The organism is Methanosarcina thermophila TM-1 (assembly GCF_000969885.1).
Taxonomy (GTDB): domain Archaea; phylum Halobacteriota; class Methanosarcinia; order Methanosarcinales; family Methanosarcinaceae; genus Methanosarcina; species Methanosarcina thermophila.
Genome location: NZ_CP009501.1, coordinates 1,415,702 through 1,431,432, shown reverse-complemented (window position 1 = coordinate 1,431,432; position 15,731 = coordinate 1,415,702). Strand labels below are relative to the sequence as shown.

The following is a 15,731-nucleotide window of genomic DNA, read 5'->3' as shown; positions in this document are numbered from 1 at the left end:
TATACTTTCTATGTTTTTCAATACTGATCTTGACCAATGAGTCAAATTTGCAGCTTAGCTTTTAATTTGGTGCTTAAATATATTTTTTTGTCCAAATTTCGGTTGAAAGTTTTTAGCTATCTGTATACACAGATTTTTCTATTTGAACGTGACCATATTTCAGAGAATATAACTTAAGTGCTACTTTTACACAATTAGATAATATTTTGTTACTATTGCTTTCCTCACTACACTTGTAATTCCTTTTATATGAATTCCTAATTAGCGAACTTTCCGGCTTAACCATCTTTTTTCTTTCCAAGGTAATCAGAAAGACTTTTGATTAAAGACCTAGATTTTCTTTAATCCAATGTTTAGATGATAAACGCTCAAAAATTATCAGATTTTGGAGCAAGGCCTCTACAAGAACTATTTTAATTTTTCTCTATCTCAATAATTTTTATTTCATATCTTGATTTCTTCCATAAACTTTTGTCAATGATGTTTCTTATATCTACAATATTCCTATTTTTTATTCTGTGTGACAGTTTTTCTGAATCCATTCTTTAAATTAATTGTTCAAAAGAGACTTTGTCCATTTCGTAACTGTAATGCTGGCCTGTGTGGAGAATATAATATAATTGATGCCTATTCTTCACATTCTCTCATAATAGGGCTCATTTTTATAATCTCAGGCCTTGTACCGAGAACAATTGCAATCGTTCATATTTACCACATCCTTGTAGGAAAGTATTCTCAGTTCAACTTACGAATCTAAGTTCTACTTTGATAACATTTCATCCACACAGTTAATATTCTTGGACAGAATCTAATATCTCAGTATATTCCTTTAAGAGATCTCTTTGCATGCTTTGCCTTACTAACATTCCAGCCCTTAACAAACTCTCAAAAGTTCCTGCATCACTCCAGAATCCTTCAAGCACTGTGTATTCCATAGCTCCCTTATTTACATAGTAATTATTTACATCTGTTATCTCAAGTTCTCCTCTTCCAGAAGGCTTTAATGTCCTGATCACGTCAAAAACTTCAGAGTCATAAATATAGAGCCCTGTAACTGCAAAGTTGGTTTTTGGCACTTTTGGTTTTTCTTCGATGCCTATTACTTTCTTACCCTTTAGTTCTGCAACTCCAAACCTGTGAGCGTCAGGCACTTCTTTCAGGAAAATTTTAGCACCAGTTTTGAAATTTTTTACATCATCTTTGACATTGTCCTGGAAGATATTGTCACCTAAAATAACAGTTACGTTGTCTCCATCAACAAAATCTTTTGCTAGATAGAGTGCCTGGGCAATCCCTCCAGCTTGTTCTTGGATTTCATATGTAAAATGCACTCCAAAATCTACCCCGGATCCCAATAGTTCAAGAAAATGTCCTGCGTGCCCTCTACCTGAAACTATCATTATGTCTTTTATTCCGGCATTTATCAGGGTCTCAAGCGGGTAGTAAATCATTGGTTTGTTATAAACTGGCAAAAGGTGCTTGTTTGTAACCTTGGTTAGAGGATACAGTCTGCTGCCTGTGCCGCCTGCAAGTATTACGCCTTTCATGCGCTTCTCTCCTTTAGATAGTCTTTAAGTGCTTCTTTCCAGTGCCTCATGGGTTCAGTTTTAGTATTTGCAAGAACTGAGTACTTCGGTCTTTTTGCTTTTCTCGGGAATTCTTCACTTGTACAGGGAATTACGTTATCAATAATCGAAGAGGCAAATTCGTACCAGGAACAGATCCCATCGTTTGTAATATGGTAAATCCCTGGTTCGAGTCCAATTATCTCTTTTACTTTTGCAGCAAGGTCTACTGTGTAGGTAGGTTTGCCGAACTGGTCATTGACTACTTTTACAGTATCCATTTCTCTGGATAGCTTCAGCATGGTATCAACGAAATTTTTGCCATGGGTGCCAAAAAGCCAGGAAATTCTAATAATCCTGAAATCGTCCACATTTTCAGTTATTTTCTTTTCACCAAGAAGTTTTGAATATCCATAGACATTAATCGGGTTTGGAGTGGCGGATTCTGTATACTCCTTCTTAGATCCGTCAAAAACATAGTCAGTACTGAAATGAACCAGTTTAGCTCCGACAATAGAACAGGCTTCTGCAATATTTCCGGGTCCATCTCCATTTACTTCATACGCCAGTTCCTGGTTATCCTCGCAGCCGTCTACATCAGTGTAGGCGGCAGCATTGATCACAACATCCGGATTGATTTCCCTGATAGCTTCCAGAACCTGCTTCCGGCTTGTGATATCGAGATCTTTGTGAGTAAACTTAACTGCTTCAGGAAAAGCTTTGCAAAGATCTGAGCCAAGCATCCCGCCGGCACCAAGAATTAGTGTTTTAATGGTTCCCACCACCATCGATTTTCTACATACCATTTGACCGTCTGTTCCAGAGCTGCATCAAAATCATATCTGGGTTTCCAACCCATTTTCTCCAGTTTGCTGCCGTCGAGCGAATATCTAAAATCGTGACCTTTCCGGTCTTCAACATACTCGATTGAGGATTCGTCTTTATCAAGCATTTTAAGAAGGCGGTAAGTAATTTCGAGGTTTGTAAGTTCGTTTCCACCTCTTATGTTGTAGATTTCTCCGCTGCTGCCGTTGTGGAGGACAAAGTCGACTGCAGAACAGTGATCTTCGACATAGATCCAGTCCCTAATGTTCATGCCTGTTCCGTAAACAGGGACTTTTTTCCCATCCATTAATCTACTAATGAAAAAAGGAATTAATTTTTCAGGATACTGATAGGGCCCAAAGTTGTTTGTGCATCGGGTTATGCAAACGGGCAGACCATAGGTTGTATAGTAGGACATTGCAAGAAGATCTGAGCCTGCTTTGCTTGAAGAATAGGGGCTTGAAGGATTCAGATTATCGGTTTCGGTATAGGAACCCTCTGCTATGCTTCCATACACTTCATCAGTTGAAATATGAATGAACTTTTTTATGTTATTTGCAAGGGCGCTCTGGAGGAGGGTATTTGTCCCAAGCACATTTGTTCTGACAAAAACTGAGCCGTCCTCTATTGAGCGGTCAACATGGCTTTCAGCTGCGAAATGGACAACCTGATCTGCTTCTTTCATTACTTCATTGACTATAAGAGGGTCGCAGATATCACCTTTGACAAAAGAATAATTTGGGTTATTTTCAACATCTTTTAGGTTGGCTGGGTTTCCTGCATATGTCAGTTTATCAAGATTTATAATTTGATAATCCGGATATTTTTCCAGCATGTAACGGATAAAATTACTGCCTATGAATCCGCAGCCGCCAGTAACCAACAGTTTCAATTTAGTCACCTTTTTGTCACGTGCATTTATTATATCTGTTTTTATCCTATGGTTGGTTATAGAACTTAGTTGAAAACTTTAAATATTAAAAATTCATTTTAGCATTTCCAAATTCTGGCAGGAGTTTGTCTTTCTCTGAAAGTTTTATGTCTTTCTCAGGGACTTTCCAGTCAATTCTTAAGGAAGAATCATTGTAAATTATGCCAGCTTCAGCTTCAGGGTGATAGTATTCATCACATTTGTACGTAAAAACTGCAGTTTCGCTTAGGACGGAAAAACCGTGAGCAAAGCCTTTTGGGATTAAAAATTGTCTTTTGTTCTCTGCGGAAAGTTCTACCCCTACCCATTCTCCAAAAGTAGGTGAATTTTTTCTCAGGTCTACGGCAACGTCATAAACTTTTCCTTTGAGAACTCTCACAAGTTTTGCCTGGCTGTAAGGGGCTAACTGGTAGTGAAGTCCCCGGATAACTCCATACGAAGATTTGGATTCATTGTCCTGAACGAAGTTATACTGTTTTCCCGTTAACACCTCCAGCTTTTTCTTATTGTAACTCTCAAAAAAATAGCCGCGGTCGTCTGTGAATATCTTTGGTTCTATTATCACGAGATCTTCTATTTTGGTTTTTATCAGATTCATCTCGTTTGCCTCTTCATTAATTCTCAGGCCGATTGTCGTGACTCTTTGATTATATTAATTTTTTATTGAATTACATTTTGTAATTATTTAAAGTATTTGGTTTGTGTTTATATCTTATTAATCTTATTTTTCCCCAGAACGGGTTTAATTATATTTCTTATTTTATAATCTCAAAAAAGAAATTGTAGTTCTAAATCACATATAATTCTCAAATATTTTTAAATAGTTTGGTAGAGATCTTATATACTCATCTAGAACCTGCTAAACTGAGTGAGAAATGTGAAACCATTAATTTTTGGGGAAACCACCCGTGTTCCAGATGTAAGAACTCTTTATGACATGAGAGAAGTCATTGCAGACAAGCAATGGCTTAAGACGGCTGAGAATTTCGAGCTATATTATATGTACAGGGAGCTTGCCCGAAGTAAAGAGGAGCTTGAACTTATGCAGGAGTTCGGACTGCGCTATGATATTACTGTCATTCCGCCAGCAAAGCTTGGGAAGGAGTACATCAAGACTGCAGGACACTATCATCCAAAGATCCCGAAGGCGGACATCTCTTATTCAGAGATTTATCAGGTGCTGGAAGGGTCTGCAGTATATATTCTCCAGAAGGCAGGAGGGGGCTTAAAAATTGCAGATGTAATCGCTGTTGAAGCTCAAAAAGGAGATATTGTTTTTATCCCTCCTGATTACGGACATATCACGATTAACAGGTCGGAAAAAGTTTTAAAAATGGCAAACTGGGTCAGTAGGGATTTTTCCTCGCTCTACGAGCCTGTCCGGCAGTTTGGAGGAGGGGCTTATTTTCTGCTTGAGGAAGGGTTTGTCAGGAATCCAAATTATTGTTTTGTGCCGGAAATCAGGAGGCTTGAACCAAAAGGAGCTGAACTGCTCGGGCTTTCGAAAGGAGAAGACATGTATGAGCTGGTAGAAAATTTGCAGGCTCTCAGGTTCCTCAAAGAGCCAGAATCTTTGACCTGTATGTTTGAAACCGCCTACTGCTGACTGGGAGTAAGCTCTATGGCTTTTAACCCTTTAGAATAAAAAATTCTATAGTTCCTTCCTTTTCTAATTTATATAAGTTTGTTCACATTTTTAGAAACGTTTTTATATTTTGAAATTTTCTTATCAAGGATTAGCCCATCTATTTATACTTTGGGTATAACTAACTGTATGGAGGTTAGTTTACGTTTAAATATATATTCCAGTTTTATAATACGGGCAATTCAACAAAAAATAGTTTGAAAAGTAGTCTGGCTGTTCGACTTAATAACTTAAAAAAAATGGAGTTTAATCCTCTATACTGGTTTGTGCTACCAGGTTTTGTTTTCTGTTCAGGTGGGTTATACACAGGCTTCTATTTGTTACAGAATTATTACCTTGGTGGAAGACTTCCCTTCGGACCGACGGTTCTGATGGTCCTGCTAAGTATTCTGGGAATGGGGATGACCTTTACCGGAATTTTACTTCATGCAATCTCGGGTTTATTCAAGCACTTACAAGAAAACCGCCAACTTCAAAATAATTTTTCCGAACACCAGAACTTTAATTAATTGCTCCTTTCAATAACGGTTTTCTATTTCCAGTTCTCCTTCTCAATAATAATTTTTTTGCAAAGCAGTCTGGGCAAAAGTATTGATAGAAAAATAACTGTCAGTGGAAAATCGGATAATAAAATGAAGAAATAAAAAAGAAGACCGAAGAGAAGGCAGTTATGTAAACAAACCCTTCTTCTCAAGTCTTTAACTCTTTTATGCTATTATTTACTGCTGATCAAAATCGGTCTTGTAAATTTTTCCAGAGACCTGAACTACTGTCAGGTTTTGAGTTCAGCTCTTTTTCAGAATCCTGGTCAGGCTCTGTCTGGGAAGTTCCTGCTGCAAATATGGTCAGTTCTTTTTGATCAATGCTAACAATGCCTTTGCCCGGTTCATAAGCGCCTGTAAATAGCAGGTAGTCTCCAGGCAGGAGATCGTAGGTCATCAGGGAAAGGGTACTCTGGTTTTCCTCGCCTATGCTTATTGTGCCGTTGCCTTCCCCAATCAGGGTCTGGATATTATTTGAGAGCTCATCTCTATTGAGTTTGGACTCATAGTTTGTGGAGTTGATACCCAGATCCCTGGCAATGCCGATTTCGTTAATGAAAACATCGGTCCCGGCTCTTGTTCCATTGGTGCTGAGGTTTATATCAGCTCTATAAGCTTCTTTCTTTATAAGTGCAGCACCGTATGTGAAGTTCCCATCGACAGGCGCACCTTTGAGGCTCAGGTTAACCTCAAGATCTTCACCTTTTTCAAGTGTGTCTGCTGCATCCATTTCTAGTTCGTAGTCAAGAACTTCAAAGCAGGTTGCGGAGAGGATCACTTTTTTCATCTTGGATTTTTTTTCCTTCTCAGTTTTTTCTCCTTTCTTGTATTTCTCTCCTTTCTCAAATTTGTCCTTTTTGTTCTTATCATCAGCAAGCGTTATGAGGATGCCGTAGCACCCTGGCTCAAGGGAATCAAAAGTAAGGGGCTCAGCTAGGTCTCCGTTTTTATCTAGGGTTGCACTTATTGGGGTAGAGAAATTCGTGCCTTTGTTAAAAGCTTCTTCCAGGCTCATTGTTTTATTATCCGCAAGATCAATAAGGATCTCTCCAGTGGAACGTACATTAAATCCCTTAATAAGGTAAATCTCCACATCCTGCTTCTTGAAATCTGAAGAGCCGTTAAAGCTCATTATTACGCTCTGGTCTTCAGTGTAAAAAGGATGTGTGGAATATGGATACGTAAATGTCAGTTCAGTATTGTTTCCTTTCTTTAATTTTGGATTTGACTGTTTTATTTTAATTTTTGCTCCCTCTCCATCCAGCTTCTTTACTCCATAATAAGTAAAATTAAGAGGCTGTGGGAGCTGGATTTCTTTTCCTCCGCTAAGCGTAATCCAGCCGCCTTCAGTAGGGCTCTCACTGTGGTCTGCTAAAACGACGCTTTCTCCTTTCTTCTCAATACTTACAATTCCGGATTCTTTTTCCGAAAATGCTGTTGACACGGAAATAAGTGAGAAAATGCAGATCAAAACCACCAGGCTCAATATCCATTTTCTACAATTTATTTCACTCATTCCTGTTTTCTTATTCAATCATCACACCCCTTATATAAACATTCAATATTTTACCTCAATTTTATTACTACTTTTTTTCTTTTGTTTAATATTCATTTTATTAGTCATTAAGTTTCCACTCATTAATTTTTTTAATCAGATCTTATTAGATTATTAATTACGTTATATCCTCTATTTTAAAAATATTTTAATAAAAATATTTTTATAACCTGTCAAAATACTTATAATTAATTTCAGATAAGTTAATTTAAACTCCATATGCTTTTTTATGATTTTCTCCTCCTCAAATAAGCCACGAACAAGATTAATACGGCTAGAATTCCTGCTACCCACATCTTTTCCGATTTGAAATCCTTCTCAGCGTCCCCTTCGATGTTTCCTGCTGCTGGCTGTAATTCTACCTGTTTTGCAATGCTCCCAACATTTACCTCAAAACTGCCTGACGGCATAGACTTAGAATCATATGTGTAGCTGAAGCTCCCTTCAGAATCTACCTCCATTTCCTGAAAAGCCGTGATTTTTAGTTTGACACTTGGAGCATCCGACTTCCCATCAATCCTGATCTTATAGGTTCCAGGAGGGACACCTGCCTGGGAAACAGTAGCAACTCCGTCCTTTGCTTCTGCAGTTTTAGTAATCCACAGAAGCATTTTTACTCTCACATTCAGGTCATCTACCCCTGTTGCCTGCACGGTAAATCTATTATCAAAACCGGAGGGAATTCTCACATCTTCAAGCAAATACTCATATCTGCCGTCCACAACCTGTACTTCCTTTTCAAAAGTTATCAGCACGTCGACACTCTCTCCCTCAAAACCGGTTCCTCTTATTTCTATTACATCCCCAACAACTGGATTCGCAGGGATAAGTTCCCAGCTGCCTGAAGCAACTGCTCCATGAGATAAAATAATGCACAGGAGCATAGAAAGCAAAAGCAGAAATCCCAAATTCCCTTTATTCCTGGAAGGTAGGATAGATGTAAAAACTGGACTTACTAAATTAAATCTCTTAGAAGACAATTTGTTTAATCTCTCCTCTTGGATTTTTCGTCTGTAACAATCTAATCTTCATCAGACTAAATATTGAAAGAAGCTCGTACTTATGAAACGAATAATTATAAAAACTGCAGACAGATATAGAAATAGATACATAAAACTGGCTTATGTATTTTACTTTTTTCGTGTATTTTTTAGCCTTCTGCGCTGTCAGAGGCAAAAAATCTCTCTGTATGTGGTTTTAGCATTCAGTAATAGGAGAAAGGATTGTAACTCTCTACATCCTTTCTCTCGATTTTTTTCCCAAATTTTTCTTTGTTGTAAAGGCTGAATGAGGATTCTCCTGCCTGCTTTCTTGAGCTTATTTCTCTGCCTTACTTCCTTTTCCTCAATACAGCAAGCCCTATAAGGAGTGTTCCTGTAAAGCCTAGTAGGAAGGATGGGATCTTTGGTGGATTTCTTATGACATGAGCAATTGCTTTTGTCTGAATGTGAGGCTTGATTTCTTCAGATATGAACGTATCTGGAATTCCGAAAACGGAACTGAGTCCCATAAAAGGAGAGTGTTGACTTTTCAATGAAGAAATATTGCCAAGATAAGTTCCCGAAAGGGAACTCAGGCTCGCGCCGGGTGAGTCTCTGGATGAGATTCTCAGTTCTTTCTGTACTAGGCCTGCGAGTCCCCTGCCTTTCTCGTGGGCTCCTGCAAAGAGGATATAGTCTCCTGGAGGGAGATCTATGCCTGTCAGGGAAAGTGTACTCTGGTCTTCCTCGCCTATGCTTATTGTGCCGCTTTCTTTTCCTATTAAATTCTGGATCTCGTTCCTAATCTTGTCTTTTCCAGCTCCTGACTCGTTTCCTGTAAGACCAGTTTCCAGGCTCCTTATAATGTCAACTCCATTTACCACAGGTCTTGCCAATACTGCCGCCCGTGCTGGGATATTCTCATTCGTTTCGAATGTATCTGCTCTTACAAGTACAGCCCAATACGTGTAACCTGTCCTGGCAGGTGCATTCCTCAGGTTCAGGTTGACCTCAAGATTTTCGCCTTCCTCAATGGTATACGGAACTTTAGCTTCCATTCTGTACTCCAGAACATCAAAATAATTTGCTAAAAGAATCTCTTCTTCCTTGTCAGGTTTATCAGTCTCATTTCCTGCAAGAGTTATAAGAACCTGGTAGCTTCCGGCAGAAAGAGGACCAAGGGTCAGGGGAGGCAGATCCCCGTTGCCGTTCAGAACTGCAGGGATCTGGACGTAAAATTCAGTATTGTTACTGAGAATTTCCTCCAGGCTATCTTCGTTACCATCCGTGCCATTTAAAATGGTTTTTTCAGGAAAACCAGGATCGTATGCCTTGACAAGATATATATTCACCTTTTCATGACTGAGGGTCTCAGATCCTTGATAGCTTATCTTCACGCTCTCATTTACGGTATAAAACGAACGAAAAGAATAGCGGTATGGCAGTATGAATTTCAGATTATTCCAGCTACTTCCCTTCTGTTCTATCTCAGGTATTACAATTTCATCTCCTGTGATATTCCCAGTATTGTTTGCCAGGTAACAAACTTTTATCTCAGGTTTCACTCCTTTATTTTCCAGATTTCCTGTCCAGTTACATTGTATTATTTTTATCTCAGGTTTCAATTTCTTACTTTCAGGAGTCTTTGTGCAATTGCATACCCTAGTTTCCGGTCTCTCCTCTATTCCTGCGACTTTTGGGCTTTCTGCTCTGTTGTATACTCTTACATCTGGGTCGGTTCTTCCTAGGTCACTCTTTTTATTATCCGTTCCATTTTCTACTTTTTCTTTTAATTTTACGTTTGCTTCGCCGTCTTCCGAGCTGGCTATGTTGTTTCCTGCCTCCTGTTTCTGCTCAGGATTTACCTCTTCTCCTGGCGGGTTTTCTATCCCTTTTTCAACTTCTGTGTCTGGTACAGGCTTGTGCGTGGTATTTTTCCGGTTTTCTGTGTTGTCATGCTGTTCTGTTTGTAGATCTGAACTTTCTTTCCCGGTTTCCTTAGTTCTCCCGGTTTCCTGAGTTTTTGCATCATTATTCTGCTCTGTCTCTGGATCTGAAGCTTTTTTCCCGGTTTCTTGAGTTTTTGCACTGTTATTCTGTCCTGTTTGCGAATCTGAATTTTCTTTCCTAGTCTTCTGGTTTTCCGTGTTATTCTCTTCTACAATTTTCGGTTCCTGGTCATCATACTTGCTTTGTCCGTATTGAGTCCCTTTACCTGTTTCGGTATTTGATTCAGGGTTTCCAGCTTCGTTTTCTCCGTTACCTGTCTTGTTATTTAATCCTATATCTGGCTCCTGCCCTTTGTCCGTATTTTCCTGATCACCTGAGCTGTTATTTGTTTCCTCTTGTGGCTCCGGTTCATTTTCCGGGCTCTCTGGAATTATTGCATCATTATTTTGTGTGTCACTATTAGCCTCGATTCCCGGCTCAAGTGTTTCTATTTTATTCTCTTCCTCTTCTGACCCATTACCCGATTCTACGGTTGATTCCTGCCCCGGCTCCGCATTTTTCTTGCTGTCCGTATCTCCAATTTCCTCAGTTTCATTTGTCAGGCTCATTCCAGTATTTTCTGAACTATCTGAGCTGTCATTTTCGGTGATTATTCGCTCTGGACTCAGTCCGATACTTGTCCCATTTCCTGTGTTATCCTCTTCTCCTGCGGCTGGTACTGAGATTATTGAGAAAACAAGAATTAAAATAACCAATACAGATTTCCATTTTCTGCCGTATGATTTGTTATATCTCTCTGTTTTTTTCTTCAATCACTGCACCCCTGATTATCCTCTTTCCTGCCTGACCGGGACTCTCATAGATTTTAACTTAATGTTATTTTTGCCCATCAAGTCTGATTCTTTTCAATGTTTTTCTCTTTAAGTAAAGCAAAAGTAATAATATTCAGGTTAAAGCCCGTCTATCTATATCTCCTGATGTTTCATTACTGAAAAATCTTCTTTTTTTATTCAGTTTTTCCTTTTAAGAATCTTTCTTCGGATTGGGGCTACTCTCTAAAGAGATTTTATCTCTTAAGCTAGACTTTCTACAGGCTGCAGGTTTGTGGTTTATAATCCCAGTTTGCGGGCAGGAGTAAATAAATGTAGATTTCTAAAAATAGTTTTCTCATGTTATTATTTTTTAGGTAGTAATATTTTTATATCGAGTAGCAAGTTAAGAGATTGATTATTTTGTGAATTCTCCAGATAACCAGATTTAGATAGCCCAAATTCGAAGTTAGATAACCCAAGTTCGAAGTATAAAAAGAAGCTTGAGAAGAATTCTGAACAGGATCTAAACAAAGAACTCTGGAGAGTCTAAAGATAATCAGAATATGGTCAGAGCTTAATATTAATCAGAATATCCAGAATAAAGCTCCGATTAACAGAGTATGTCTGGTTTCAAATATTCCTGCGGCTAGCTATATATAATATATGTATAATATGTGTAATATACAAACTTCAAACATAATATAATACAAACTTCAAACTTATGTGTAACTTGCAGATGGGTACATAATAATACATTCAGGCGGATAACACATTTACAGGTGGGCTATATCTATAATATATCTACGGGTCTATGGGATAACCATACATGTAAATATCTACGGGTCGGTTGATATCACATTTGTAAACTTGTCTAAGCTCTTGCTGATCCATAAGTCGAAAAGTAGAACTGGTATTTTTTCAATTGAGATTCCATTACTCAAAGTTTTTATCGAAGAGATATCAATTCGGTCTTTTTAATTTATTTGATTATATCTTCCCTGAAGTTGATTCTTCTTTTTCAATTATCTTCTCGCCTGCAAAGGCTTTATATATTAGATATACCCTTAAAGGCAAAGTACGTCCAAGATGGAAATTTCAGGCATTTATTGTTTGAAATTATCTAATCAGATCAATGTGATGCTTAATGCTTCTTCCCGAAAGTGTTCGGGAAATAGGATTTTCTGCCGTGCTTTACGGGAGATTTCCTGCATTGAAGATAAATCCAGTGAGAAAAGTCGGATCAACATGAGTGTCAAAGGGCCAATGCTTTGAAACGCCCGCTTTTAGGGTCGAACCGACGCCTAAAATCGCACGAAACTGTTCAGGTTTTCGATGAGTCGCGGTTGCAGTCACTGAACACTGAAGTTTCAAATCAGGGAGCTGAATTCAAAATCAGGTTACCGAATACTGAAGTTTCAAATCAGGCTACGAATGTTTCAAATCAAGGCCAGATGCCTGGATTTGGGTCTGCCAGGATCGAAAAATCGATCCTTTAAGAGTATGCTCCTGCTAGACAAGCTGGGAAGAGGATCGGATATTGTAGATGCCTGAAGGAATGTAGGGTACCGGGAGCTATAAAGCTCTGGTCTGCTCGAGGCGTAAACTGCCAGGCAGGTCTAAAAGACGTCCCTCCTCACCTGGTAGCGTTCGGGGAATCCAGTGCATTTTTCTTTTGACACTCATATTGAGCCGACCGGAGGGACTGGTATTTCAATTGAAATTTACGGAGTAGAAATATGGCAAGCATACACCGACCAAAACGAGGTTCCCTCGCATTCAGCCCGCGCAAAAGGGCAAAGAGCCACATTCCACGGTTCAGAGCCTGGCCGGAAGCTACAGGTGAACCAAGGCTACAGAGTTTTGCAGGGTACAAGGTGGGCATGACCCACGTGATCATGATTGATGACACAAAGAACAGCCTTACCCAGGGTATGGAAATATCCGTACCTGTAACTGTCATTGAAACTCCTGCAATAAGGGTCGCAGCCATCCGGGCATATGCAGAAGACAGCACCGGAGAAAAGGCAGTCGCTGAGGCATGGGCAGCAGACCTTGACCCTGAACTCAAGCGCAGGATCCCTGTACCAGCAGCTGGAAACATGGCTGAAAATCTTGAGAAAATTGAAAAAATGATCGAAGAAGGCAAGATAAGCGATATCAGAGCAATTACTTACACCCTGCCAAAGAACATTACCGGGGTTCCCAAAAAGAAGCCTGACATTATGGAATCCGGAATCAGTGCCAGAGATCTCAAAACCAAATTCGAGTACGCAAAGTCAATCCTCGGCACTCTTGTAAGCGTTACTGACGTTTTCAAAGCCGGAACACTTGTAGATACAGCTGCTATCACCACCGGTAAAGGTACTCAGGGTCCTGTCAAACGCTGGGGCATTCAGCTTATGAAAAGCAAGCACTCCAGACAGGGCAGCCTCAGGCAGGTTGGTACCCTTGGTCCATGGCATCCTGCCCGGGTCTCGTGGAGAGTTCCTCAGATGGGTCAGATGGGGTACCACCAGAGAACCGAGTTCAACAAGCGTATTCTCAAGATCGGATCAGATGGGGAAGAAGTTACTCCTGAAGGCGGTTTCATAAATTACGGTATTGTCCGTGGAGACTATGTGCTCATTAAAGGCAGTGTACCCGGACCATCAAAGAGGCTTATCAGACTCAGAGACCCAATCAGGGCAAAGAAAGCCGACCTTGGCGAACCGAACATACTTCACATAAGCAGGGAATCCAAGCAGGGGTGAACAAGATGGCTACAGCAAAAACATTAGACCTTACAGGAAAGGTTATCAGGGAAATCGAGCTGCCTGATGTGTTTGATGTGGACTACCGCCCTGATCTGATCAAAAAGGCAGTGCTTGCGGCACAGGCAAACAGGCTTCAGCCCTACGGTCCCCGTCTCTATGCAGGAATGGACACTTCTGCAAGATCCTGGGGTTCAGGACGTGGAGTTGCCCAGGTACCAAGGCTTGTAAACAGCAGCAGAGCTGCAAGAGTTCCGCAAGCAAGAGGTGGAAGAAGAGCCCACCCACCAAAGCCTGAGGCTGACAGGAGTGAGAAAATCAATATCAAGGAACGCCGCTATGCAATCCGCTCTGCAATCGCAGCAACCAGAGACCCAACCCTCGTAAGCCTTAGAGGTCACATCTTTGATGCCGAGCTTCCGATCGTTGCAGAAAACGCTTTCGAAGACCTTGAAAAGACAAAGCAGGTAATAGAATTCCTGCAGGCTATCGGAGTCTATGACGATGTGCTCAGGGCAAAATACGGAAAGCATATCCGTGCAGGTCGTGGAAAACTCAGAGGCAGGAAATACAAGAATAAAAAGAGTATCCTTATTGTTGCAGGGGAAGATGCCCCTATCCTGAAGGCTGCAAGAAACCTTGCAGGAGTAGACGTTACAACTGTGGACTCACTGAATGCCGAGCTGCTCGCACCTGGTACACATGCAGGGCGCCTTACTATCTGGACAGAATCCGCAATTAAGAAACTGGAAGGTGCATTCCAATGAGTTCAATTTTCTATCCTTTTGTTACTGAAAAAGCGATGATGCTGCTTGATCAAAACAAGCTTCAGTTTATCGTGGATCCCAGGTCAAACAAAAAGCAGATCGCAGAAGACGTTGAGAAACTGTACGGATTCAAAGTAAAATCCGTGCGGACGATGACTACCATGAAGGGTACGAAAAAAGCAATCCTGACATTCGAAGATCCCGAATCGGCACACGAGATTGCAACCCGGATAGGACTTATGTGAGGTGTGAGGTATGGGTAAAAGATTAATATCACAGAACAGGGGCAGAGGCACTCCAACCTACAGAGCTCCTTCTCACAAATACAAGGCAGAACTGAAGCATCCCCGTGTTGATGAAAACACATCGATCCAGGGGAAAGTCATTGATATCGAGCATGACCCTGCTCGCTCAGCTCCGATTGCAAAAGTTCGCTTTGAAAATGGAGAAGAGCTTCTCATGCTGGCTCCCGAAGGGATAGCATTAGGGGACACAATAAAGTGTGGAGACGATGCCGAGATTAAGCCTGGAAACATAGTTCCTATCGGGAATGTGCCTGAAGGTTTCTTTATCTGCAATATCGAGTCAAAGCCAAATGATGGCGGTAAATTCGTACGCTCGTCAGGAGTATACGCAACTGTCGTGACTCATGAGCCTAACAGGACTGCAGTGGCAATGCCCTCAGGTACCATTAAATGGCTTAATCCAAAGTGCAGAGCAGTTGTTGGTATTGTTGCAGGCGGTGGCAGGGTTGATAGACCATGGCTTAAAGCTGGAAAGAAATACCATAAACTGAAAACAAGAGCTGCAAAGTATCCCAGGGTTTCAGGTATTGCCATGAACCCGCGCGACCACCCGTTCGGTGGAGGTGCCTGGAAGCACCCGGGCAAGCCCATAACGGTTAGCAGAAATGCTCCGCCCGGAAGAAAGGTCGGACTGATTGCAGCCAGAAGAACCGGAATGAAGCGCTGATGAGGGGTATTCGTTATGGCTAAAAAATCATCATCAAAATTACCAAAGAGAAAGGGTGAATATACTTACCGCGGGAAAACCATCTCAGAACTTCAGGAAATGAGTCTTGAAGAGTTTGCAGAACTCCTGCCCTCAAGAGAACGCAGGAGCATCAAACGCGGGTTCACGGAAGGACAGAAAAAAGTCCTGCACAAGTTCAAGGAAGGAAAGAAGATCAGAACTCATCACAGAGACATGATTGTCCTTCCGGAAATGATTGGACAGACTATTGAAATCCACAATGGGAAAACCTTCGTAAGTGTGGATCTCCAGCCTGAGATGATCGGGCACCGCTTTGGGGAATTCGCACCCACAAGATCAAGAGTTGTACACGGTAGTGCCGGTGTGGGAGCAACCCGTTCAAGCAAGTTCGTGCCGCTGAAATGAGGTGAGAGGGA

At 40.8% G+C, this 15,731-nt stretch carries 13 protein-coding genes; 6 read left to right on the top strand and 7 right to left on the bottom strand.

The window, feature by feature from the left end; translation table 11 throughout:
• Window positions 1-788 precede the first annotated feature (788 nt).
• From MSTHT_RS06185 to rfbC, 4 genes are all read right to left on the bottom strand, one after another.
• A complete protein-coding gene (locus MSTHT_RS06185; RefSeq protein ID WP_048167029.1) occupies window positions 789-1,547 on the bottom strand; it encodes a sugar phosphate nucleotidyltransferase in 759 nt (252 codons plus the stop codon).
• Complete coding sequence (gene rfbD / locus MSTHT_RS06180) at window positions 1,544-2,353, bottom strand: dTDP-4-dehydrorhamnose reductase (protein ID WP_048167028.1); 810 nt, start codon at window positions 2,351-2,353, stop codon at window positions 1,544-1,546. Before rfbD ends, MSTHT_RS06185 begins: the two co-directional genes overlap by 4 nt.
• Window positions 2,326-3,282 (bottom strand): dTDP-glucose 4,6-dehydratase, encoded by a 957-nt coding sequence (gene rfbB, locus MSTHT_RS06175; protein ID WP_048167027.1) that lies wholly within the window; start codon window positions 3,280-3,282, stop codon window positions 2,326-2,328. The genes rfbD and rfbB overlap by 28 nt, the downstream gene beginning before the upstream one ends.
• Before the next feature lie 85 nt (window positions 3,283-3,367).
• Window positions 3,368-3,919: a dTDP-4-dehydrorhamnose 3,5-epimerase gene (gene rfbC / locus MSTHT_RS06170; protein WP_048167026.1), complete on the bottom strand. Its 552-nt coding sequence runs from the start codon at window positions 3,917-3,919 to the stop codon at window positions 3,368-3,370.
• A gap of 279 nt (window positions 3,920-4,198) precedes the next feature.
• Here rfbC and MSTHT_RS06165 point away from each other — a divergent pair, with 279 nt between their 5' ends.
• Entirely contained in the window at window positions 4,199-4,927 is a 729-nt protein-coding gene (locus MSTHT_RS06165) for a glucose-6-phosphate isomerase family protein (protein WP_048167025.1), read from the top strand.
• Between the two features lie 768 nt (window positions 4,928-5,695).
• On the opposite strand, the gene MSTHT_RS06160 is transcribed toward MSTHT_RS06165, so the two are convergent.
• From MSTHT_RS06160 to MSTHT_RS06150, 3 genes are all read right to left on the bottom strand, one after another.
• Window positions 5,696-7,042 carry a TIGR04279 domain-containing protein gene (locus tag MSTHT_RS06160; RefSeq protein ID WP_082086784.1) on the bottom strand — a complete coding sequence of 449 codons (1,347 nt, stop codon included), beginning with the start codon at window positions 7,040-7,042 and terminating at the stop codon, window positions 5,696-5,698.
• A gap of 248 nt (window positions 7,043-7,290) precedes the next feature.
• Entirely contained in the window at window positions 7,291-7,947 is a 657-nt protein-coding gene (locus MSTHT_RS06155; protein WP_048168422.1) for a hypothetical protein, read from the bottom strand.
• 446 nt (window positions 7,948-8,393) lie between these two features.
• Entirely contained in the window at window positions 8,394-10,805 is a 2,412-nt protein-coding gene (locus MSTHT_RS06150) for a TIGR04279 domain-containing protein (protein WP_048167024.1), read from the bottom strand.
• Between the two features lie 1,736 nt (window positions 10,806-12,541).
• Between MSTHT_RS06150 and rpl3p the strand changes: the two genes are divergently transcribed.
• Genes rpl3p through MSTHT_RS06125 form a run of 5 tightly spaced genes read left to right on the top strand, consistent with a single transcriptional unit; the run spans window position 12,542 to window position 15,720 of the window.
• The gene (gene rpl3p, locus MSTHT_RS06145) at window positions 12,542-13,555 is read left to right on the top strand and encodes a 50S ribosomal protein L3 (RefSeq protein WP_048167023.1); all 1,014 of its coding nucleotides are present in this window, start codon (window positions 12,542-12,544) and stop codon (window positions 13,553-13,555) included.
• 5 nt (window positions 13,556-13,560) lie between these two features.
• On the top strand, window positions 13,561-14,322 hold the full coding sequence (gene rpl4p / locus MSTHT_RS06140) for a 50S ribosomal protein L4 (protein WP_048167022.1): 762 nt from the start codon (window positions 13,561-13,563) through the stop codon (window positions 14,320-14,322).
• Complete coding sequence (locus MSTHT_RS06135; RefSeq protein ID WP_048167021.1) at window positions 14,319-14,567, top strand: 50S ribosomal protein L23; 249 nt, start codon at window positions 14,319-14,321, stop codon at window positions 14,565-14,567. The genes rpl4p and MSTHT_RS06135 overlap by 4 nt, the downstream gene beginning before the upstream one ends.
• 10 nt (window positions 14,568-14,577) lie before the next feature.
• Window positions 14,578-15,294 (top strand): 50S ribosomal protein L2, encoded by a 717-nt coding sequence (locus tag MSTHT_RS06130; RefSeq protein WP_048167020.1) that lies wholly within the window; start codon window positions 14,578-14,580, stop codon window positions 15,292-15,294.
• Between the two features lie 15 nt (window positions 15,295-15,309).
• Entirely contained in the window at window positions 15,310-15,720 is a 411-nt protein-coding gene (locus MSTHT_RS06125; protein WP_048167019.1) for a 30S ribosomal protein S19, read from the top strand.
• Window positions 15,721-15,731: the final 11 nt, after the last annotated feature.

Coding starts and splice junctions, on each gene's coding strand:
- MSTHT_RS06185 (WP_048167029.1), bottom strand. CDS start 1,547: ATGAAAGGCGTAATACTTGCAGGCGGCACAGGCAGCAGACTGTATCCT.
- rfbD (WP_048167028.1), bottom strand. CDS start 2,353: ATGGTGGTGGGAACCATTAAAACACTAATTCTTGGTGCCGGCGGGATG.
- rfbC (WP_048167026.1), bottom strand. CDS start 3,919: ATGAATCTGATAAAAACCAAAATAGAAGATCTCGTGATAATAGAACCA.
- MSTHT_RS06155 (WP_048168422.1), bottom strand. CDS start 7,947: ATGCTCCTGTGCATTATTTTATCTCATGGAGCAGTTGCTTCAGGCAGC.
- rpl3p (WP_048167023.1), top strand. CDS start 12,542: ATGGCAAGCATACACCGACCAAAACGAGGTTCCCTCGCATTCAGCCCG.
- rpl4p (WP_048167022.1), top strand. CDS start 13,561: ATGGCTACAGCAAAAACATTAGACCTTACAGGAAAGGTTATCAGGGAA.
- MSTHT_RS06135 (WP_048167021.1), top strand. CDS start 14,319: ATGAGTTCAATTTTCTATCCTTTTGTTACTGAAAAAGCGATGATGCTG.
- MSTHT_RS06130 (WP_048167020.1), top strand. CDS start 14,578: ATGGGTAAAAGATTAATATCACAGAACAGGGGCAGAGGCACTCCAACC.
- MSTHT_RS06125 (WP_048167019.1), top strand. CDS start 15,310: ATGGCTAAAAAATCATCATCAAAATTACCAAAGAGAAAGGGTGAATAT.